This is a genomic window from Streptomyces sp. NBC_01485 (assembly GCF_036227125.1).
Taxonomy (GTDB): domain Bacteria; phylum Actinomycetota; class Actinomycetes; order Streptomycetales; family Streptomycetaceae; genus Streptomyces.
Genome location: NZ_CP109435.1, coordinates 590,536 through 609,791, shown reverse-complemented (window position 1 = coordinate 609,791; position 19,256 = coordinate 590,536). Strand labels below are relative to the sequence as shown.

At 69.9% G+C, this 19,256-nt stretch carries 16 protein-coding genes; 9 read left to right on the top strand and 7 right to left on the bottom strand.

What is annotated here, in order from left to right; translation table 11 throughout:
• Positions 1 to 12: 12 nt before the first annotated feature.
• Positions 13 to 834: a gamma-glutamyl-gamma-aminobutyrate hydrolase family protein gene (locus tag OG352_RS02495; protein WP_329213834.1), complete on the bottom strand. Its 822-nt coding sequence runs from the start codon at positions 832 to 834 to the stop codon at positions 13 to 15.
• A gap of 301 nt (positions 835 to 1,135) precedes the next feature.
• Between OG352_RS02495 and OG352_RS02490 the strand changes: the two genes are divergently transcribed.
• The 5 genes from OG352_RS02490 (at position 1,136) to OG352_RS02470 (ending at position 8,967) form a co-directional block, all read left to right on the top strand.
• Positions 1,136 to 4,684: an indolepyruvate ferredoxin oxidoreductase family protein gene (locus tag OG352_RS02490; protein ID WP_329213832.1), complete on the top strand. Its 3,549-nt coding sequence runs from the start codon at positions 1,136 to 1,138 to the stop codon at positions 4,682 to 4,684.
• Positions 4,685 to 4,744: 60 nt separating this feature from the next.
• Entirely contained in the window at positions 4,745 to 5,869 is a 1,125-nt protein-coding gene (locus OG352_RS02485) for an NAD(P)/FAD-dependent oxidoreductase (RefSeq protein ID WP_329213830.1), read from the top strand.
• 76 nt (positions 5,870 to 5,945) lie between these two features.
• A complete protein-coding gene (locus tag OG352_RS02480; protein ID WP_329213828.1) occupies positions 5,946 to 6,326 on the top strand; it encodes a RidA family protein in 381 nt (126 codons plus the stop codon).
• 215 nt (positions 6,327 to 6,541) lie between these two features.
• Positions 6,542 to 8,002 carry an APC family permease gene (locus tag OG352_RS02475; protein ID WP_329213826.1) on the top strand — a complete coding sequence of 487 codons (1,461 nt, stop codon included), beginning with the start codon at positions 6,542 to 6,544 and terminating at the stop codon, positions 8,000 to 8,002.
• Positions 8,003 to 8,115: 113 nt separating this feature from the next.
• Complete coding sequence (locus tag OG352_RS02470) at positions 8,116 to 8,967, top strand: IclR family transcriptional regulator (RefSeq protein ID WP_329213824.1); 852 nt, start codon at positions 8,116 to 8,118, stop codon at positions 8,965 to 8,967.
• Between the two features lie 9 nt (positions 8,968 to 8,976).
• Here OG352_RS02470 and OG352_RS02465 read toward each other — a convergent pair whose 3' ends face one another.
• Positions 8,977 to 9,186: a hypothetical protein gene (locus OG352_RS02465; protein ID WP_329213822.1), complete on the bottom strand. Its 210-nt coding sequence runs from the start codon at positions 9,184 to 9,186 to the stop codon at positions 8,977 to 8,979.
• Between the two features lie 141 nt (positions 9,187 to 9,327).
• Positions 9,328 to 11,004, bottom strand: a complete 1,677-nt coding sequence (locus OG352_RS02460; protein WP_329213820.1) for a CocE/NonD family hydrolase — start codon at positions 11,002 to 11,004, stop codon at positions 9,328 to 9,330.
• Between the two features lie 395 nt (positions 11,005 to 11,399).
• On the opposite strand from OG352_RS02460, the gene OG352_RS02455 reads away from it, so the two are divergent.
• The 4 genes from OG352_RS02455 (at position 11,400) to OG352_RS02440 (ending at position 15,544) form a co-directional block, all read left to right on the top strand.
• Entirely contained in the window at positions 11,400 to 12,278 is an 879-nt protein-coding gene (locus tag OG352_RS02455; protein WP_329213818.1) for an ABC transporter permease, read from the top strand.
• Entirely contained in the window at positions 12,275 to 13,060 is a 786-nt protein-coding gene (locus OG352_RS02450; protein WP_329213816.1) for an ABC transporter ATP-binding protein, read from the top strand. The genes OG352_RS02455 and OG352_RS02450 overlap by 4 nt, the downstream gene beginning before the upstream one ends.
• Before the next feature lie 206 nt (positions 13,061 to 13,266).
• Positions 13,267 to 14,313 (top strand): isopenicillin N synthase family dioxygenase, encoded by a 1,047-nt coding sequence (locus OG352_RS02445; protein ID WP_329213813.1) that lies wholly within the window; start codon positions 13,267 to 13,269, stop codon positions 14,311 to 14,313.
• Positions 14,314 to 14,419: 106 nt separating this feature from the next.
• On the top strand, positions 14,420 to 15,544 hold the full coding sequence (locus OG352_RS02440) for an adenosine deaminase family protein (RefSeq protein ID WP_329213811.1): 1,125 nt from the start codon (positions 14,420 to 14,422) through the stop codon (positions 15,542 to 15,544).
• Between the two features lie 40 nt (positions 15,545 to 15,584).
• Here the strand turns inward: OG352_RS02440 and OG352_RS02435 are convergent, their stop codons facing one another.
• Genes OG352_RS02435 through OG352_RS02420 form a run of 4 tightly spaced genes read right to left on the bottom strand, consistent with a single transcriptional unit; the run spans position 15,585 to position 19,209 of the window.
• The gene (locus OG352_RS02435) at positions 15,585 to 15,932 is read right to left on the bottom strand and encodes a hypothetical protein (RefSeq protein WP_329213809.1); all 348 of its coding nucleotides are present in this window, start codon (positions 15,930 to 15,932) and stop codon (positions 15,585 to 15,587) included.
• 53 nt (positions 15,933 to 15,985) lie between these two features.
• A complete protein-coding gene (locus tag OG352_RS02430; protein WP_329213807.1) occupies positions 15,986 to 16,954 on the bottom strand; it encodes a carbohydrate ABC transporter permease in 969 nt (322 codons plus the stop codon).
• Positions 16,955 to 16,965: 11 nt separating this feature from the next.
• Positions 16,966 to 17,901, bottom strand: coding sequence for a carbohydrate ABC transporter permease (locus tag OG352_RS02425; protein WP_329213805.1), 936 nt, complete (start codon positions 17,899 to 17,901; stop codon positions 16,966 to 16,968).
• Between the two features lie 9 nt (positions 17,902 to 17,910).
• Positions 17,911 to 19,209, bottom strand: a complete 1,299-nt coding sequence (locus OG352_RS02420) for an ABC transporter substrate-binding protein (RefSeq protein ID WP_329213803.1) — start codon at positions 19,207 to 19,209, stop codon at positions 17,911 to 17,913.
• Positions 19,210 to 19,256 lie beyond the last annotated feature (47 nt).

The window sequence follows — 19,256 nt, the reverse complement described above, 5'->3', positions numbered from 1 at the left end:
CTGGGTGCTCCGTCATCTCGTTCCTGACAACTCGTGCGACGCGGCTGCTCGGGCGCGGGCGGTGTCCACGAGCCAGCGGAAGGCGGGGTCGGGCGCCGCGTGGGCCTCGGGGTGCCACTGGACGCCGAGGACGTCGGCCTCGACGGCCTCGACGGCCTCGACCAGGCCGTCGTCGGAGCGTGCGGCGACCCGCAGGCCCGGCGCGACGACGTCGACCGCCATGTGGTGGATGCTGTTCACCTGGGCCTGTTCCCCGTAGAGGGCGCACAGGGTGGTGCCCTCGACGAAGTTCACCCGGTGCGCGGGGAGCCCGGCCGGCTGGTCGCGCCGCTCGTGTCCCGGCAGGTGGTGGTCGTACAGGGTCCCGCCCAGGGCGACGTTCAGTACCTCGTGCCCCCGGCACGTCCCGAGCACCGGGATGCCGCGTGCGATCGCGGCCCGGGCGACCGCCAGGTCGAACTCGTCCTGCTCCGCGTCGAGCGGGGTGGTGTCCTCGGTGACCCGGCCACCGTAGAAGCGCGGGTCCACGTCGGCCCCGCCGGACAGTACGACGGCGTCGAGCCGCTGCACCAGGGCTTCGGCCGACGAGTCCCGGGGCAGGAAGACGGTCATGCCCCCGGCCGCCGCGATCTGCTTGGCGTACATCTGCACGCACACGTCGACGAACGCGCCTTCCCACAGCTCCGGGTACTGCGGGAACAACGTGGGTCCCGCGTAACGGCGACCGGTGACGCCCACCAGCGGCGTCCACGGCGGACCGGCTTCCGACGTCACCTCGTCGGCCTGGTTCCGTGCGGGGTCGCCCGGCTCGTGCTCGCTGGTCAGCAATGTCATGGGCTTCCGTTCGTCCTCAGCCTCGTAGCCGGAGAAAGTCCATTGGTCTATTGCTCTGAAAAATAGACCAATGGGCGTATGGTGGCGGCCGTGCCCCGTCGAGTCAAGGGGTGGTCCGGCAATGTGTTCATGAGGTGGCGTCGCCGGATCGCCTGCCCCCGAGGAGAGTCGACGACTTGACCGTGATCGCTTGCCACGTAGGAGACCTGGGCCTATGGTCCGTCTCGGTTGGTGAAGCTATGACCCGAATACCGAGACGTGATGTTCCGTCCGTCCGTCGGAAAGGTTCGAACAGGTGGCCATGACCTTCGACACGGATACAGCCGTAGCCGCGCCCGAGCGCCAGGACCCGATCAACGATCGCCCGCTGCAGAGACTCACGGCGATGGAGGCCGTCGTCCGGCTCCTCGTCGACCAGGCCGAGCTCGATCGCCGGCGTGGCCTGCGGACCGGAGGATTCGCGACCGGATACCCGGGGTCCCCCGTGGGCGGACTGCAGAGTCTGCTGGAGCGCAACGCGGGCCGGCTCGAAAAGGCCGGGGTCCACCAGGCGCCGGGCCTGAACGAGGAACTCGCCGCGACCGCCGTGTGGGGTGCCCAGACGGTCCCGACCCTCCCCGACGCGAAGGTCGACGGCGTCTTCGGCCTCTGGTACGGCAAGGCCCCGGGCGTGGACCGGGCCGCGGACGCCCTGCGGCACGGCAACATCCGGGGGGCGCACCCGCACGGCGGCGTCCTGGTCCTGGCCGGCGACGACCCCAACGCCAACGCCACCAACTACCCGTCCGACAGCAACTTCCTCTTCCAGGCGTTCGGGATGCCGGTCCTCTACCCGGGAACCGTGCAGGAGATCCTGGACCTCGGCCACCACGGCTACGCCCTGTCCCGCGCGGCCGGGCTCTGGGTCGGCTTCAAGATGGTCACCGCGATCGCGGACGGCTCGGGGACCGTGGACACGGACCCGGCCCGGCTGACCTTCCGCGAGCCCGCCGTGTCCATCGGCGGCAAGCCCTTCCGCCCGGTGCTGCGCGCCAACGATCCGGGCCCGCCGATGCGGGAGGCCGAGAAGGACATGCTGGGCGGGCGCAGGCAACTCGCCGAGCAGTACATCGACATCAACGACCTCAACCCGATCGTGGTCGAGGGGACCGACGCCCGCATCGGCATCGTGGCCCCCGGCAAGACCTACTACGACCTCCGCCGGGCGCTGAGGAACCTCGGACTCGACGACGACACCCTGGCGACGGCCCCACTGCGGATCAAGAAGGTCTCTGCGCTCTACCCCATCGGCCGGGACGAGTGGCTGCGCTTCACGGACGGCCTCGACCGGATCGTCGTGATCGAGGAGAAACGCCCCCTGCTCGAACTTGCCCTGAAAGACACGCTGTACGGGCGGCTTGACGCGCCCGCCGTGCTGGGCAAGACCGATGCGGACGGCACCGAACTCTTCCCGGTCTACGGCGAGTTCGGGCCCGACCTCATCACGAGGATCCTGGGCGGCCAGCTGGCGAAGCACGGTGTCGTCAAGGCGCCCGCCACCCGCCCGACCCTCAACGGCCTGCTGCCCGTGCTGCCGCTGGAGACCGCGCGCGCCCCGTTCTTCTGCTCCGGCTGCCCGCACAACGTCTCGCTCCGGGCTCCCGAGGGCGCTGTCGTGGGCGCGGGCATCGGCTGCCACATCATGAGCCTCCTGGTGAACCGGGAGGAGTACGGCAACCAGACCGGCTTCACCCAGATGGGCGGAGAGGGCGCCCAGTGGGTCGGCCAGGCGCCCTTCACGGGCGTGCGGCACATCCTGCAGAACGTCGGCGACGGCACCTACCACCACTCCGGGAGCCTGGCGCTGCGCCTCGCCACGGCCAGCGACGTCAACATCACTTTCAAGATCCTCTACAACAGCGCCGTGGGGATGACGGGCGGGCAGGCCGTCAAGGGCAGCATGGGCGTCCCCGCACTCACCCACTCCCTGCGCGCCGAGGGCGTCCGCAAGATCATCGTCACGACCGACGAACCGAGGCGGCACCGCAGGCGGGACCTCGCCCGAGGCACCGAGGTGTGGCACCGGGACCGCCTGATCGAGGCACAGGAGAAGCTGGCCACGATCAGCGGCGTGACGGTGCTGATCCACGACCAGGAGTGCGCCGCCGAACGCCGGCGCCGCTGGAGCCAGGGCGAACTGCCCAAGCCCACCCGGCGGATCATGGTGAGCGAGCGGGTCTGCGAGGGCTGCGGCGACTGCAACGCCAAGTCCCAGTGCCTGAGCGTGCAGCCCGTGGAGACCGAGTACGGCCGCAAGACCCGGATCCACCAGTCGTCGTGCAACCTCGACTTCACCTGCGCCAAGGGCGACTGCCCCTCGTTCCTGACGGTCGACGTCAAGAAGGCGAAGAAGGCGAAACGCACCTCGCCCCAGCCCCCGGACGTGCCCAGCCCCTCGGTACTCGTGCCGCGCGACGGCTTCACCGCCCACATGACCGGCATCGGCGGCACCGGAGTGGTGTCGGCGAACGCCATCCTGGCCCGGGCCGCGGCCTCCGACGGCTTCGAGGTGCGCAGCCTCGACCTGCCAGGACCCAGCATCAAGGCGGGCCGGGTCGTCTCCCAGATCCAGGTCTACGCCCACGGCTCACCGCAACCCGCGGCGGTCGTCGGCCCCGGCGAGGCGGACCTGTTCCTGGGCTTCGACATGCTGGGCGCGATGGCTCCAGGACTGCTGGATCCGCTCGGCGCCGACCGGACGGTCGTCGTCGCGTCGAGCTCGCTGGAACCCACCGGTGACATGGCCGTCGACCCGTCGATCCCGCTGCCGCCGAAAGAGCTCCTCATCGACCGGCTCAGGTCCCTCTCCCGTTCCGACGCCGGCGCGTTCATCGACGTCGCCGCGACCTGCGACGCGGTCTTCGGACACCAGCGCAGCGCCAACGCGCTGCTCATCGGCGCCGCGTACCAGGCGGGCGCCCTGCCGTTCACCGAGAAGTCCCTGCTGCAGGCGTTCCGGGACAGCGGTGTCGCGGTGCAGGACAACCTCAAGGCGTTCGGCTGGGGCCGGGTCGCGGTGGCCCGCCCCGCACTGATCGCCGACCTCGGTCTCGCGCCGCGCCCCACGGGCGGGGGAGTCGACGATCCCGCGCTGACGCCGATGCTGACGCCGTTCACGGACGAACCGGCGCTGCGCGATCTGGTCCTCGGCCGTGCGGAGGACCTGCGCGGCTACCAGAACCTCGCCTACGCCCAGCGCTACCTGACCCTGGTCGCCGAGGTGTTCCAGGCCGAGCGCTCGTCGACCGGACCCGGTCCGACGACGGTCACGCCGCGCTATGCGCGGGGTCTGTACAAGCTGATGGCCTACAAGGACGAGTACGAGGTGGCGCGACTGCTGCTGCTCGACTCGGCCAGGCAGGCCGTGACAGCCGAGTTCGGCACCGGCGCCAAGGTCTCCTGGAACCTCCACCCGCCGTTCCTGCGCGCGCTGGGAATGAAGCGGAAGCTGAAACTCGGCCCCTGGTTCACCCCGGCGTTCGTCCTGCTGCGGTCGATGCGCGGTCTGCGCGGTACGCCGCTCGACCCCTTCGGACCGGCGAAGGTCCGCCGCATCGAGCGCGCACTCGTCGACGAGTACGTCGAGATGATGGGCCTGGCCATGGCGTCGCTCTCGGAACACAACGCCGCCGGCGTCCGGGAACTGGCCGACACCCCCGACCTCGTACGCGGCTACGAGTTCGTCAAGGTCCGTCATCTGAGCGACTACTTCCGGTCCGTCGAGCGACTCGCCGCCGAGGCGGGGATCGCCTACTCGGTCCCGGCGGGCCTGCGCGAGCTGGCGACGAAGGCGGGCAGCTCCGATGACTGACGACGCCGTACCCGACACCCAGCCCGTCCGCCCGCCCTCGTTCGCATCCTCGGAGGTCCAGTGAACCGCGCAGCCGTCCTCGTCATAGGCGGGGGCATCTCCGGAGTGTCCATCGCCTACGAGCTCTCGCGACATGTGCCGGTGATGCTGCTGGAGATGGAGTCGGCGCTGGCCTACCACACGTCGGGTCGCTCACTGGCGACCTTCGTGGAGAGCTACGGCCCCGCGGCCGTACGCGCCCTGACGCAGGCGAGCCGGCCCTTCTTCGAGGATCCGCCGACGCGCGTGGACTCCCCGCTGTTCAGCCCCCTGGGACTGCTCATGGTCGCCGGCCAGGGAGAGGAAACCGACCTCGTCGGCTTCCACGCGTCCGTGCTCGACAACGCCCCCCAGGCCCGGCTCGTCCCGGCGGCGGAGATGCTTGAGATCAACCCGGTGCTGGCGCCGGGCCACTCCGAGCTCGGCATGTTCGATCCCGCGACCACGGAGATCGACGTCCACGAGCTCCAGCAGGGCTACATCCGAGGCCTCAGGGCGAACGGCGGCACGATCCACAAGAGCGCCAAGGTGGTGGACGCGCGGAGCGAGGCCGGAGCGTGGGTCGTCACCGATGCATCCGGAACGACGTACACCGCCAAGTCCGTCGTCAACGCCGCCGGTGCCTGGGCCGACGAGGTCGCGGCCGTCTTCGGGGTGAGCCCGGTCGGGATCAGGCCGCTGCGCCGGTCCGCCTTCATGGTCAAGGCGCCCGCGGGGGTTCAGGCCCGTGGCATCCCGCTCACCGGAAGTCTCGACCACTCCTGGCACTTCATGCCCCAGGGCGAGATGTTCGCGTGCTCACCCGCCGAGGAGACGTTGCAGCCGCCGTCCGACGCCAAGCCGGACGAACTGGAGATCGCGCGAGTGATCGACGACCTGAACGAAGCCACCGTGCTGAAGATCCGCGGCATCTCGTCCCCCTGGGCGGGCCTGCGCACCTTCGTCGCCGACGGACTTCCGGTCGTCGGCGCGGACAGCGCCGACGAGTCGTTCTTCTGGTACGCCGCACAGGGCGGGTACGGAATGCAGCTCGCTCCGGCCATGTCGCAACTGGCGGCGGCCGACCTGCTCGGCATCGCGGAGCCCGAGGAACTGGCCTCCCTGGGGGACACGTTGAGTGAGCTCTCGCCGACCCGGTTGCGGTGACCGGGCGACCCGCGAACGCAACCGACCACCGACCGCCGACCACCGATCACCGACCGCCCACGTGAGGAACCGCACCATGAACGATCGCGCCAACGTCTTCGTCGCGAACGAACCCGCCCTGCCCGTCTCCCTCTCCGCCGCGGCGGTCGGGGCGCCGACCGTCTTCACCGCGGGCCAGGTGGGTCTGGACCCGACGGCAGGGCGTCTGGTCGAGGGCTTCGAAGCCCAGGTGGAGCAGGCCATCGACAACCTGGAGAGCGTCCTGCTGAGGTCGGGAAGCGGACTGGACCGTGTTCTCAAGACCACCTGCTACCTGGCTGATCCGTCCGAGTTCGCAGCTTTCGAGGCCATCTACGCACGCAGGTTCCCGCAGCCCTACCCGGCACGCACCACGCTGGGCGCCACGCTGGTGAGCGGAATCCTCTTCGAGATCGAGGCGATCGCGACCGGTCGATGACCGAGCGGGAGCGCGCCCCGGCACGGACGCGCCGGTAGTCCCTGCTTCCCGCAACATGCCCACCCGCGACGCGCAGTCCATCGTCGGCGGCGTCCCTCCTTCGCGCGTCCGGCATTCGACAGACCGGTTGCCGGCCCGTCCCCATTACCCCCCCCACACCAGTTCAGGTGACATCTCTGCCATCTCGCTAGTCCCACAGAGTCCCAGGAGTCGCAATGGCCACATCCCCAAGACCGACCGTCCAGCCGAGCCGGGAAGCCGACGGCGACCGGAAGCTCTCCGGTTCGATCGGCGTCGGTTCGCTGGTCTTCATGGTTCTGGCGGGCGCGGCACCGCTCACCGTCGCGGCCGTGAGCACGCCCCTCGGCATCCTGGTCGGCAACGGGTCCGGGTATCCGTTCGCCTACATAGCCGCCGCGGTCATCCTCGCGTTCTTCGCGGTGGGATTCGTCGCGATGACCCCGCACGTACGCGAAGCCGGCGCGTTCTACTCCTACGTCACCCGCGGCCTGGGCCGGCGCGTCGGCGTCGGCGCCGGACTCCTGGCGCTGCTGACGTACACGGCCAACCTCGTCGGCGTCCTGGGCTTCATCGGTCTGGCGATCACCAACGTGCTCGACCGGTACGGGATGTCGGCCGGACCGTGGTGGCTGTGGACCGCGGTCGTCATCGCGCTCGTCGGCGTACTCGGCCACCAGCGGATCGACCTGTCCGGCAAGGTGCTCGGGCTGCTGCTCGTCGCCGAGGTCGCCATCGTCGTCGTGCTCGACCTCGCGATCTTCTTCAAGGGTGGCCCCCACGGCTACTCGACCGGGATCGTGGACCCCGGCGCCATCGTCTCCGGCTCGCCCGCCCTGGGGCTGATGTTCGCCATCGGCGGGTTCGTCGGCTTCGAGGCCACCGCCATCTACCGCGACGAGGCCCGTGACCCGCAGCGCACCGTGCCGCGTGCCACCTATCTGGCGCTGGCACTCGTCGGCGGCTTCTACGCGGTCACCGGATGGCTGCTCGTCACCGCGTGGGGCGACGGCGAGGTGGTGGGACGCGCGGCCAAGGACCCCAGCACCCTGCTGGCCGACACCGCGCAGAACTACCTCGGAACGGTCGCGGCCGACGTCATCAACGTCCTCATCGTCACCAGCCTCCTCGCCTGCGCGCTCAGTCTGCACAACGTCCTGGCGCGTTACTACTTCAACCTCGGCAACACCCAGGTCATGCCCGCCCGGCTCGGAAAGCCGCACCACCGGCTCGGGTCGCCCAGCACGGCCTCCCTCCTGCAGAGCGTGATCTGCGCCGTCGCCATCACGATCTGTGCTCTGGCGGGCCTCGACCCGGTCGTCCAGATCGCCACCTGGTTCACGGGCATCATGGCGGTCGGGATCGTCATGCTCATGCTGCTCACCTGCTGCGCGGTACTCGTCTTCTTCCGGCGCAACAAGGTCGACACCCGGGTCTGGCAGACCCTGCTCGCACCCGCCCTGGGCGTGGCCGGTCTCGGCATCGTCATGGTGGTCATGGTCCAGAACCTGCCGCTGCTCATGGGCGGTTCCGACCGCCTGGGCGTCATCGCGGCCGTCGTCCTGGTCGTGACACCGCTCGCCGGCATCGCGCTCGCCCACGTCCGCCCGAACGCCGGAACGGCCCCGGCCGGCCCGCCGTCGGAAGCGTCCGTCTGACGGGGCCCGAGGATGTCCGCCGGCGTGCAGGGGCGGCCTCGGCTGCCCCTGTGCGCCCGTACGATGGTTCGGGTTGTGAATCGGTGAACCGCGATGCGGCAAGTGAGGGTCCAGTGGCGTCGGAGCAGTCGGCACGATCGATCGAGGGCTGGGCCGCCTTCCAGGCGCCGTCCGAATCACGGGAAGAGCGCAAGATCGCCTCGGTCGCCAACGCCATGCGACTCATCGAGAAGCTCGACACACTCGGCGAGGCGGGCGTGTCGGAACTGTCGCGTGAGCTCGGCGTCTCCAAGCCCGCGGTCGATCGGCTGCTGGTCACCCTGCTGGACAGCGGCTTCGTGGAACAGAACGCCGAGTCGCGGCGCTACCGGCTGTCCATCCGGTTCATCGCCATCGCCAACGGGATCCGGCCGCGCACGAAGCTGCCCGAGATCGCCCGGCCGTACCTGCTCGACCTCAACGACCGGTTCCACGAGACCGTGCACCTGGGTGTGCTGTCGAACGGCAACGTCGTCTACGCCGAGACGGTGCCGTCGCGGCAGATGTTCCGGATAGAGGCCAAGCCCGGCACCACCCTGCCCGCCTACTGCACGGCCCTGGGCAAGGCCGTCCTGGCCTACCGGGACGCCGACGAGGTCGAGCAGTACCTGCGGACGGTGGTCCCGGTCGCCTACACGCAGTACACGACGACCGACTTCGGCGCCCTGCGCCAGCAGATCGAGAGCGTGCGCACGGACGGCTTCGCCCTCGACCTGGGCGAGATCCTCGAAGAGGTCTGCTGCCTTGCCGCCCCGGTCCTCGACTCGAAGGGCCGGGCTCTGGCGGCCCTGTCGGTCACGGCCCCGCGTTCGCTCTTCCTCCGTAAGCGCGAAGAGCTGGAGCAGGCCGTTCCCGCCGCCGCGAGACAACTGACCGCGGACGCCATCGCCTCCGACGCCACGGTCGACGGGATCGATCCCAGGTGACGTAGTCCCTCAGCGATCCGTACCGTGCGCGGCACCGGGTGCCCGCTGTCCGGGGACGGTCGGCGGATGCGCGGCGAGCTGCCAGCACGCGGCGGTGGCGGCGGGCGGTTCGGCGACGGGGCCGTGGGCGCCGAGCACCCGGACGTCGGCGCTGCCGGGCGTGTGCGGGGCCCAGCCCGGGTCACCGGTGCGGGCGAAGGCGCTCCAGGCGGCCGTCATCCGCCGCCCGAGTGCCGCCGAGCCCGGCCACTGCCGGTAGGCGGCGCCAGCGGGTTGCCGCTGTCGTCGTGGTCGCCGAACACGAGGGGCACCTCCACGCCGTGTGCCGGTCCGACGACCGGCAGGTCCACCGTCGGCGTGTCACGCCGACGGCGGGATCACCGGGAGTTCGATCCAGCTGTCGCCGTCACCTAGCAGGACGTCGCTGACGAACGAGCCGTCCTGCTGGCTCAGGCCCCAGCGCGGGAAGTTGCTGTGCGCCACGTGCACGCGCAGTCGGTGTCCGGCCGCGAGCTCGATGCTGGTCGACCACAGGTCGACGGTCACGGTCCGCTCGCCCGACGCGTCGGCCAGGCCGTCGGCGGACTCCACCCGGCACACCCCGTCGACCACGTTGATCGACTTGCCGTCGGGGCGGACGTCGCACACGCGGACCACCCAGTCCGAGACCGCCGCTCCCGGCCGTACCCGGAGGTGGGCCCGGACCCGGCCGGTGATCTCCAGGGGCGCGTCCAGCGGGTCGGTGGTGAACACGAGCACGTCGTCCCGACGCTCGACGTCGCGCTGGTTCCACGCACCCCAGGGGAAGCTGTCGTGCATGGCGAGACCGCCGCCCACCGTCGGCACCGGGTCGGCCGCGTCGAAGGCGAGCGCCACGGTCGTCGGCGCTGCGCTGTCCGGGGAGGGGGCCGGATCCGTCTCGGACGGGGATGCCCCGTGCGGGTCGCGCAGGACCGCGCGCTCGGCGGCTCCCAGCTCCAGCCGGGTGGTCACGGCCCGGGCAAGCGGCCAGCTCTCCTCGTCGCGCCACTCGTCGCGCCCCATGACGAACAGCCTGACCGGCGCCCGGTCGAGAGGCCGGTCGCCGAGGACCGCGTCGAAGAAGTCGAGGTGCTCCGCCGCCAGGGACGAGGTGAGGCCCAGGGACTGTCCGCCGGCGGCGAGCCCGAAGTTCACCTCTCCCACCATCGAGCCGAAGTCCGAGCTGTGCGTCCACGGTCCGATGATCAGATGGCTGGCGACGCCGAGCTCACGCTGCCGCGTGAAGTTGTCGAGCGTCCCCTGCGAGAAGATGTCGTACCAGCCCCCCACGTGCAGGGCGGGAGTGCGGATGCCGTCGAGGAAGGAGCCGACGTCGAGCTCCGCCACCGTCTTGGGGTCGGCGTCGGCCCGGCGCAGACCGATGTCGGGTACGTCCAGCTCCTCCAGCCACGGGATGCGCCCCGCCGGATAGCTCAGGTACTCGCCCCGGCCCAGTCCGTCGTAGCGGCGCGCCGCCTCCATCGCCTCCTCGGCCTTGCCGCGGCGCAGCAGCTCGCTCATGCCCGTCATGAGCGACCAGACCACGTTCAGCCCGTGCTCCGGGACGCCGCCGCGGCGCAGAATGCCGTCCAGCGGATCCGACCAGGTCAGGCCCGGCGCGATGGCATGCAGTGCGGGAACCCCGGAGGCGGCTGCCCGCCACTGGGTGTTGCCGACGTAGCTGGCGCCGCACATGACGACACGGCCGTCGCAGAAGTCCTGCCCGGCGAGCCAGTCGACGCTGTCGAAGCCGTCCTCGGTCTCGTGGTTCCAGGGCAGCCATTCGCCGTCGGAGGTACCGCGGCCGCGCACGTCCTGGACGACCACGACGTAACCTCGGCTCACGGCGACCCGCGGATCGAGGTACACCGACTGGTAGGGCGACGACTTGTCGTACGGCGTCCTCACCAGCAGCGCGGGGCGTCGGGCGGCGTCGTCGGGACGGTGGATGTCGGCGCGCAGCACGACTCCGTCCCGGGTGTTCATCGGGACGTCGGTCTCCAGTACCATTCGCATTTGGGTACCATTACACGTACATTCGTACTCTGTCACGTACCCATCGCACTGATTCCTCGTATCGGTACCGGGTCCGTCGCCGCACCGCCGCCCGAACAGGGTCGGCCCGCGCATTGAATCGCTCCCGCACCCATCCCGCGCCCACCGTCGCCGCGCACCCTGGCAGGCGAACGTGTCGGAATCCTTACAAGCTCGAAACGCAAGACTCTCGCCAAGATGGCCGACGGTGGTGTTTTATGTCATCACTCAGCGCTGGCGAAAGAAAACGCAAGGAGTCTCGGGTCCCGAGGCATGAAGCACGAGCCAACTCCACCCACTCCACCAGCGCCGGCATCGGAGAGATGCACGGCTGGGGCGCGGTTGATATGGTCCCCTTTGAGTAAGGACATCCTGCGATGACGGAGATCCAGGCAAGTGGACGCAACGGTCCAGCTGTTCGGCAGTCACCGACCGTGAGCGCCACTTCTGCGCGCAAGGCGAAGCGCGCTCGTCGGGAGTGGGGAGAATCGCCCCTCTTCCGAATACTTACGCCGACCCTGGCTGTGGTCCTGGCGGTCGCGGCGTGGCAGGTCATCACGGAGGCCGGGAACTTCGCCCCCACGGTCCTGCCCTCACCGGCGCGCGTCGCGGAGTCGGCCTGGGCGGATCGTGCGGAACTTTGGGCGAACACGATCCCGACCCTTCAGGTGACGGCCATCGGACTGCTGGTGTCGGTCACCATCGCGGCTGCCCTGGCAACGCTTCTCAGTTTCGTGCCCCTGCTGCGCAACGCGACGCTTCCCCTGCTGATCGTCGCGCAGTCCATCCCCATCATCGTGCTGGCTCCGCTGTTCGTCATCTGGTTCGGATTCGGACTGGGCCCGAAGATCGGGCTCATCGTGATCACCACGGCGCTGCCCATGACGATCTCCCTCCTCCAGGGATTCCTCTCGGCGGACCCTGACGCGGCCACCCTCATGAAGTCGCTGGGAGCCAACCGCGTCAAGGTGTTCCTGCGCCTTCAGGTCCCCTCCTCGCTGCCCTACTTCTTCACCGGTCTGCGGGTCGTCGCCAGCTTCGCCGTCCTCGCGGCCATCTTCGCCGAGACGGTCGGAGCGGTGAAGGGGCTCGGCATCTACATGGCGACGCAGAAGAACATGCTCCGGACCGATCTGGTGCTGGCCGCGGCCATCGTCAGCATCGTCGTGAGCCTCCTGCTGTTCGCTTTCACCTACCTGCTCGAGACTCTCGCGATGCCGTGGGAGCGCCGTCGCAAGGCGATGAGGTCCGAATGACAACCAGCCCCCTGCTCTCGGTCCAGAACGTGACCAAGACCTTCCCCGGCCCCCGCAAGACCCGCAACCCCGTGATCCACGACGTCTCCCTGGACCTCGCGCCCGGTGAGTTCGTGTCGGTCATCGGCCCCAGCGGATGCGGCAAGTCCACGCTGTTCCAGATACTCGCCGGACTCCTGCGCCCGGACGAGGGTTCCGTCACCTACCACGGCGACGTGACCCGGGGACCGTACTCGGCGTACATGCCGCAGAAGGACCTGCTCCTGCCGTGGCTGACCGCTCAGGACAACGCGGCACTCGGTCTGACGCTCGGCGGGATGTCGAAGGCCGACGCCCGCAAGAAGGTCTCCGACCTGCTGGGGACGTTCCGGCTCGACGGATACGCCGACGCCTACCCCTTCGAGCTGTCGGGCGGTATGCGGCAACGCGTCGCGCTGCTGCGGACCATGGTCCTGGAACGGCCGGTCCTGCTGCTCGACGAGCCCTTCGGCGCACTCGACTACCTCACCCGCACGGAACTGCAGCTCTGGCTCTCGCAGATCTGCGCCGAGCTCGGCCAGTCGACCATCCTCATCACCCATGACGTCCCCGAGGCGCTCATGCTGTCGGACCGTGTCTACGTTCTGTCGAACCGGCCCGCCCAGGTGCGCATGGTGCTCGATCAGCCCGAACCGCGTCCGCGCACCCTGGAGTTCATGGAGACCGAGCTCTTCACCCACAACGAGCGAACCCTGCTCGCCGAACTCACCCACAGCGGGGCGCGGCCGGCGACTGCCGCCTGATCACCGGCTGTTGGCCGGCGAGCGCCGATCCACCCTTCGAGACTCCCGGTGCCGGCGGACGGCCGAGTGCGTTCGTCCGCCCGGAAGGCCGAGGGTCCTGCCCGCCCGTCCGATCGCCGCACGTGATCGGACGGAGCCCGCCGTCTTGTCCCTGTACCAACGGAGTTGCCGGATGCCGCTCCGCCTCAACAGTCCAAGGGGTCTCCATGCCATCCGAGTTCAGCGTCCCCGCCATCGACATCAGCCCGTACGTGCGTGACGGGTCCGACGCCGACAGGGCAGAGGTCGCGCGCCGACTCGACCACGCCTGCCGCACCGTGGGATTCATCCAGGTCGTCGGCCACGGAGTCGCGGACGAGATCCTCGACGGACTCGGCGACGCGATCGACGGGTTCTTCGCGCTTCCCCTGGAGTCGAAGAAGCAGTGGGTCCGCCCGTCGGGCGAGAACCGCGGCTACAGCCCGCCCAAGAGCGAGTCGCTCAGCTACAGCGTCGGCCTCGACCCGGTGACCCGCATGAACGACTTCTTCGAGGCGTTCAACGTCGGGACCTCAGCCGCCGAGTACCCGGACGCCGACGTGTCCGACGAGGACTACCCGGCCTCGGTGTGGCCCACCGCGCCGTCGTCGTTCCAGGGGCAGGTCGAGGCCTACTACGCCGAGGCCCGGCGCGTCGCCCGCACCCTCACCCAGGTCATCGCGGACGCCCTCGGCGTGGAGCGGTCCTTCATTGAGGGTCTCACCGACCACTCGATCGACGTGCTCCGCATGAACAACTACGCCCTGCCGCCCGGTGAGATCGAGCTCGGCGCCGAACTCACCGGCATGAGCGAGCACACCGACTTCGGTCTGCTGACCGTCCTGTGGGCCGACCAGGTCGAAGGCCTTCAGGTGCTCGGCAGCGACAACGCGTGGCACGACGTCCAGCCCGCCGACGGCGCGTTCCTGGTCAACCTCGGCGACGTGGCGGCCCGGCTGACGAACGACACGTGGATGTCCACGCTGCACCGGGTCACGCCGCCCGTCGTGAACGGAACCATCAAGCGCCGCAGGTCGGCCGCGTTCTTCCACGACGGGAACGCGGACGCCGTCGTCGCGCCCCTGCCGGCCTTCGTCGCCGAGGGGGAGGAGGCGTTCTACGAGCCGATCACGGTCAAGGACCACATCCTGGCGAAGCTGAAGGGCTCCCGGGCCGGCCGTAAGAACCCCCACGCCCCGCGTGAGGCGGCCAGGGTCACCGCCGCCGCCGGCTGAGGCGCGACCCGCTGTAGCCGAGACCGGTCCCGTCGGCGCATGCCCGCCGACGGGACCGGTCCCCTTGCGCTGCCGGCCGGCGCGCTTCGGCCCAGGAGGTACGACCATGCCCTCATCCGGCGACCCGAACGCCACCGACGAGTTCCCGCCGATGGCCCGCGAGGAGGAGCGGGTGGTGCTGGCCCGGCGGCTGCCCAAGGCGGAGCTGCACATGCACCAGGTGGGCTCGCTCGCTCCGGCCGAACTGGCCCGGCTGCACAGGCAGAGCACCGGTGCCGGCCTGTCCCGGGCCGAGGCGGACGCCGCCTACGACCTGCGCAGCCTGGGGAAGTTCTTCGACGACCTGGACAAGGCGGTCCGGCTCTGGGGCGACGAGGCGCTCATCACCGAGGGCGTGCTGCGCATGATCGCCGGCGCCTACGACCGCGGCGTCCGCCACCTGGAACTGCTGTGCACCCCGGATCTGCACCGGGACGAGATCGGCATGGAACCCGACGTGCTGCTGCGCGCGGTCGGCGAGGCGTTCCGGGTCGCAGGCGGCGAACTCGGGCTCACCGGCGGCATCATCATCGAGCTGCACCGCTTCGGCGGACCGCAGGGCGCGCTCGACATGGTCGAGCAGACCGCCGGACTGCGCGACAAGGGTGTGCCGATCCTCGGCTACGGCAACGACGGCGACCACCAGACCGTCCCGTTCGAGGCCCTGGCGCCGGCCTACGAGCGGGCCCGGGGCGAGGGCTACCGGCTCACCGGCCACGTCGACGTGATCGAGGACGTCACGGCCGCGCTCGACCTCGGTCTCGACCGCCTCGACCACGGCTGGATGGGTGTCGACGACCCGGAGGCACTGCGCCGCCTCCGGGCCGCCCGTACGCCGATGACGTTCACGCCCACCGCGTACGCACTCGGCGGACTGGTCTCCCGGACCCGGTACGTCGACGCCTGGCGCATCCTCGACGACAGCGGCGTACCGCTGGTGATCGGCACCGACGACCCGGAGCTGTTCCACACCGACCTCGCCCAGGACTACGCGCTCATGGCCAACGCTCTCGAGTGGTCGAACGACCAACTGGGCGCCGCCGCGAAGCGTTCGCTGGAGCACGCCTGGTTCCCCGACGGCGACGGCGCGGACGTCCGCGCCCACTGGTTCGCCGAGATCGACGCCCTCGTCGCCGATCCCCGCAGCCCGCACCGGGGACGACCGACGGAACACCGGCCGACGGAACACTGACGACGACCGGCGGCGTTCAGGCACCAGGCTGCCGCCGGCTTCAGGCGACCGGCTCGGTGTCGCGTACGGCGGGCTCGGGGCCGTACACCTCGGCGGCCACGCGCAGCTCGGCGGCGGCCGACAGCAGCGTCTTGGCCAGCTCGGCGCAGGTGTCGACGAGATGCTCGCAGTTGTCCAGCACGATCAGCGCGTGCCGCCCGGCCAGATATCCCGCGAGCTGGTCCAGGACGGGCCGGGTGCCCAGATCCGGCATCCCCAGGGCGACCGCCACCGCGTCCGCGACCGCCGACGGCACCCGGACCGCGGTCAGGTCCACCACCCACGCCCCGTCCGCGAACCGGTCGCAGGACGCCGCGGCCACCTCCAGCGCCAGCCTGGTCTTGCCCACGCTTCAAGTCACTGCCGGTGCCCGACGGACGCCCCTCGGGCACCCCGGACCCGTCACTCCTTCGTCGCGCCCGCCAACATGCCGGAGACCAGGGCGCGTTGGGAGAAGAGGAAGACGACGAGGACGGGGACGACGGTGATCAGGGCGGCGAGGGCCAGTTCCGGGCGCATGATCTGGTTGCCGACGCCCGCGGAGGTGTTGAAGACCGACGACGAGGTGAGCAGGTTGCTCAGTCCCACCTGCGCCGGGTACTGGGAACTGTCGGGCAGCATCACGAACGGCAGGAAGAAGTTGTTCCAGTTGCCGACGAAGTTGAAGAAGCCGACCAGTGCGATGACCGGCTTGGCCAGCGGCATCGCGACGAGCCGGAAGACCTGCCACTCCGAGCAGCCGTCGATCCGCGCGGCGGCCAGCAGATCGGCCGGGATGTTGGAGGAGAAGTAGATGTAGGTGAGGTAGACCCCGAACGGGAAGAACGAGAAGGGCAGGATCACCGACCAGATCGTGCCGTCCAGGTGGACGGCGTTGACCTCCAGGTACAGCGGCAGGACCAGGGCGGCCGACGGCATCAGCATCACCAGCAGCGTGATGGTCAGCAGCAGCCGGCGGCCGATGAACCGGGTGAGCGCAAGCCCGTATCCGGCGGGGATGCCGGTGACGAGGGTGATGACCAGCGCGCCGAAGGTGTAGAGGGCGGAGTTCTTCAGCCAGTCGAGGATGACCCCGTCCTGGAAGCCGTACAGGTTGTGCCAGGTGTCGGCGAGCCCGTCCAGGGAGCCGAGGGAGAACGGGGCGCCGCGCAGGATCTGGCCGTCGCTCTTGGCCGGGGCGAGCAGCAGCCAGACCACCGGCAGCACGAAGAACAGCAGGAAGAAACCCAGGACGATGATCCACGCGGCGCGGGCGGCCAGGCTCTTCGGAGGGGTCCGCCGCCCCGGCGCGGTGGGACGGCCGGACCCTGTGCGGGGCGGCCCTGTGGCCGTGCGCCGCCGGGACCGGTCGGCGGAGGAGGTGAGCGTCATGGCGCGGCCTTTCAGTCCCGGTCGAACAGCCCGGCCCGGAAGACGACGAGTGCCGCGCAGCCGAGCCCGAGGAGGAGCAGGTCGACGGAGAGCGCCGCCGCGCCGTTGAAGTCGCCCGCCTGGAAGGCGTACTGGTAGGAGAGCTGGTTGGGGGACCAGCTGTCGGGGATCATGCCCCAGCTCGCGGTGGAGACCAGTTGGGGTTCGACGAAGAGCTGGGTGCCCGCCGCGAAGGCGAGGATCAGCATGTACGCGATCCACTTGGTGAGCATCGGGATCTGGATGCGCAGCGCGATCTGCAGCGTGCTCGCACCGTCGATGCGGGCCGCCTCCAGGATCTCGTCGGGGATGTTGTTGAGCGCCCCGTACATGATCACGATCCAGCCGCCGGCCCCGGTCCAGAAGGCGATGACCGTGAAGAGGACCGGCAGATGGCCGGGGGCGATGACCTGGGCGAAGGTGTGCCAGCCGAAGGCTTCGAGGAACCATCCGACCGGGCTGGAGGCCGGGTCGAGGAGGACGAGCCACAGCAGCACGCTCGCCACCCCGGCGAGCGCCCCGGGCAGATAGAAGAGGAAGCGCAGGGCGGAGGAGGTCCGGCGCATCCTGCCGTGCAGCATCAACGCGAGCAGCACGACGAAGATCATCAGCGCGACCAGCCAGACCAGCAGGTACAGCCCGATGTGCGCGAAGGCCGGACCGAAGCGGTAGTCGGCGAAGGTACGGGTGAAGTTGCCCAGTCCGACGTACTGGCCACGGGAGTTGGACAGGGCCAGCCAGACCGCGTACCCGGTGGGCAGGACCCCGAACGCGAGCAGCAGGACGACGTAACCGGAGACGAAGAGGTATCCGGCGCGGCCGAGAGGGTTGCGGGCGCTGCGGTCGCCGCGCTTCGGCCGGTCGGCGGGGAGGGGAGAGGTGGTGGAGGCGGCGGAGGTGGCGGTCATGGGGTCACCTCACTGCCCGACGGTGTAGCCGAGGGACTTGGCCTTGTCGGAGATGGCGGTCTGCCAGGTACCGAGCGTGTCGGTGAGCGACTTCCCCGAGTTGAGGGCGGGGACGACGGTGGAGGCGTAGATGGCTTCCTGGCTGTACTGGGTCGCGGACCAGCCCGGCCACACCAGCTCGGCGGCCTGCTGGAAGACGGGGCCGATGTCACCGGCGAAGTAGCCGGTCGTGGCCTGGTTGGCGAGCCAGGCGGTGGCGGCCGTCTTGTAGGCGGGGTAGGTGCCGGCGGTGGCCTGGTAGTCGTTGGAGGTGGTCATCCAGGTCACCAGGTCGGAGGCCGCCTCGAGGTTCTTGCTGTGCGAGGAGACGAACCACAGGCCGCCGCCGACGTTGCCGGTGTAGTTCTTGGTGTCACCGGCGAACTTCAGGGGAGCGGCCGCCGCTATCCGGCCCTTGGGCGTCTTGAAGGTCGAGTTGAACAGCACCTGGCCGTACCAGGACGGGCCCGGCAGCATGAGCACCTTGCTCGCCTGGTTCTTCACGAAGCCGGCGCTGAACACGGTGTCCTTGGAGACCGACCCCTTGGCGATCAGGCCGTCCAGCAGCTTGGCCATCCGGGTGCACTTGGGGTCTTCGAGGTTCACGGTGACCTTCTTGCCGCCGGAGACCGTGCTCGCGGGGCACTGGCTCGCCCAGAAGTACACCTCCGGGGCGTAGGAGTCACCGGCGGTGCCGACGAGATAGCCCGGGTGTTCCTTGGCGACCTTCTCCCCGAGGGCCTGGTACTCCTCCCAGGTGGTCGGGACGGCGTACCCGAAGGAGTCCATCAGCTTCTTGTCGTACCAGAGGACGTTCTGGGCCAGGTCGTTGCGCACGCAGTACGTACTGCCGTTGAAGACGCACGGGTCCAGGGCGCCGTCGGCGAAGCCGTCGAGGGTGGTCTTCGGGATGATGTCCTGGCTGACGGGGGCTGCGTAGGGCGTCCTGCCCTGGGAGGCCCAGGTGCCGTCGTTGACGTTCGCGGTGAAGGCGACGTCGGGCCAGCCGCTGCCGGTGCGGTCGAAGAGCTGCACCTTGGTCTGGAGGTCGTTGGCCCCGTTGGCGTCGCCGCTGTACGTGACGATCTTCAGCTTCACGTCCGGGTGCGCCTTCTGGTAGGCTTCCACGCCCGGTACGCGGGTGGCGTCCGCCCAGACCGTGATCTCGCTGCCCGTCTTCTGGGGCGCGGGGGAGAACTTCCCGGCGGGCCCGCTCGCCGCGGGAGTGGGATCCGCGCTGGCACACCCGGCCAGCGAGAGCAGACACATGACACCGAGAGCGGCGACGGCGCCTGTGACACGTGGACGAGAGGAAT

Bases quoted from the DNA above. Each gene is read 5' to 3' on its own strand.
- OG352_RS02495 (WP_329213834.1), bottom strand. From the start codon at position 834: ATGACATTGCTGACCAGCGAGCACGAGCCGGGCGACCCCGCACGGAAC.
- OG352_RS02490 (WP_329213832.1), top strand. From the start codon at position 1,136: ATGACCTTCGACACGGATACAGCCGTAGCCGCGCCCGAGCGCCAGGAC.
- OG352_RS02480 (WP_329213828.1), top strand. From the start codon at position 5,946: ATGAACGATCGCGCCAACGTCTTCGTCGCGAACGAACCCGCCCTGCCC.
- OG352_RS02475 (WP_329213826.1), top strand. From the start codon at position 6,542: ATGGCCACATCCCCAAGACCGACCGTCCAGCCGAGCCGGGAAGCCGAC.
- OG352_RS02465 (WP_329213822.1), bottom strand. From the start codon at position 9,186: ATGACGGCCGCCTGGAGCGCCTTCGCCCGCACCGGTGACCCGGGCTGG.
- OG352_RS02460 (WP_329213820.1), bottom strand. From the start codon at position 11,004: ATGCGAATGGTACTGGAGACCGACGTCCCGATGAACACCCGGGACGGA.
- OG352_RS02455 (WP_329213818.1), top strand. From the start codon at position 11,400: ATGACGGAGATCCAGGCAAGTGGACGCAACGGTCCAGCTGTTCGGCAG.
- OG352_RS02450 (WP_329213816.1), top strand. From the start codon at position 12,275: ATGACAACCAGCCCCCTGCTCTCGGTCCAGAACGTGACCAAGACCTTC.
- OG352_RS02445 (WP_329213813.1), top strand. From the start codon at position 13,267: ATGCCATCCGAGTTCAGCGTCCCCGCCATCGACATCAGCCCGTACGTG.
- OG352_RS02440 (WP_329213811.1), top strand. From the start codon at position 14,420: ATGCCCTCATCCGGCGACCCGAACGCCACCGACGAGTTCCCGCCGATG.
- OG352_RS02430 (WP_329213807.1), bottom strand. From the start codon at position 16,954: ATGACGCTCACCTCCTCCGCCGACCGGTCCCGGCGGCGCACGGCCACA.
- OG352_RS02425 (WP_329213805.1), bottom strand. From the start codon at position 17,901: ATGACCGCCACCTCCGCCGCCTCCACCACCTCTCCCCTCCCCGCCGAC.
- OG352_RS02420 (WP_329213803.1), bottom strand. From the start codon at position 19,209: ATGTGTCTGCTCTCGCTGGCCGGGTGTGCCAGCGCGGATCCCACTCCC.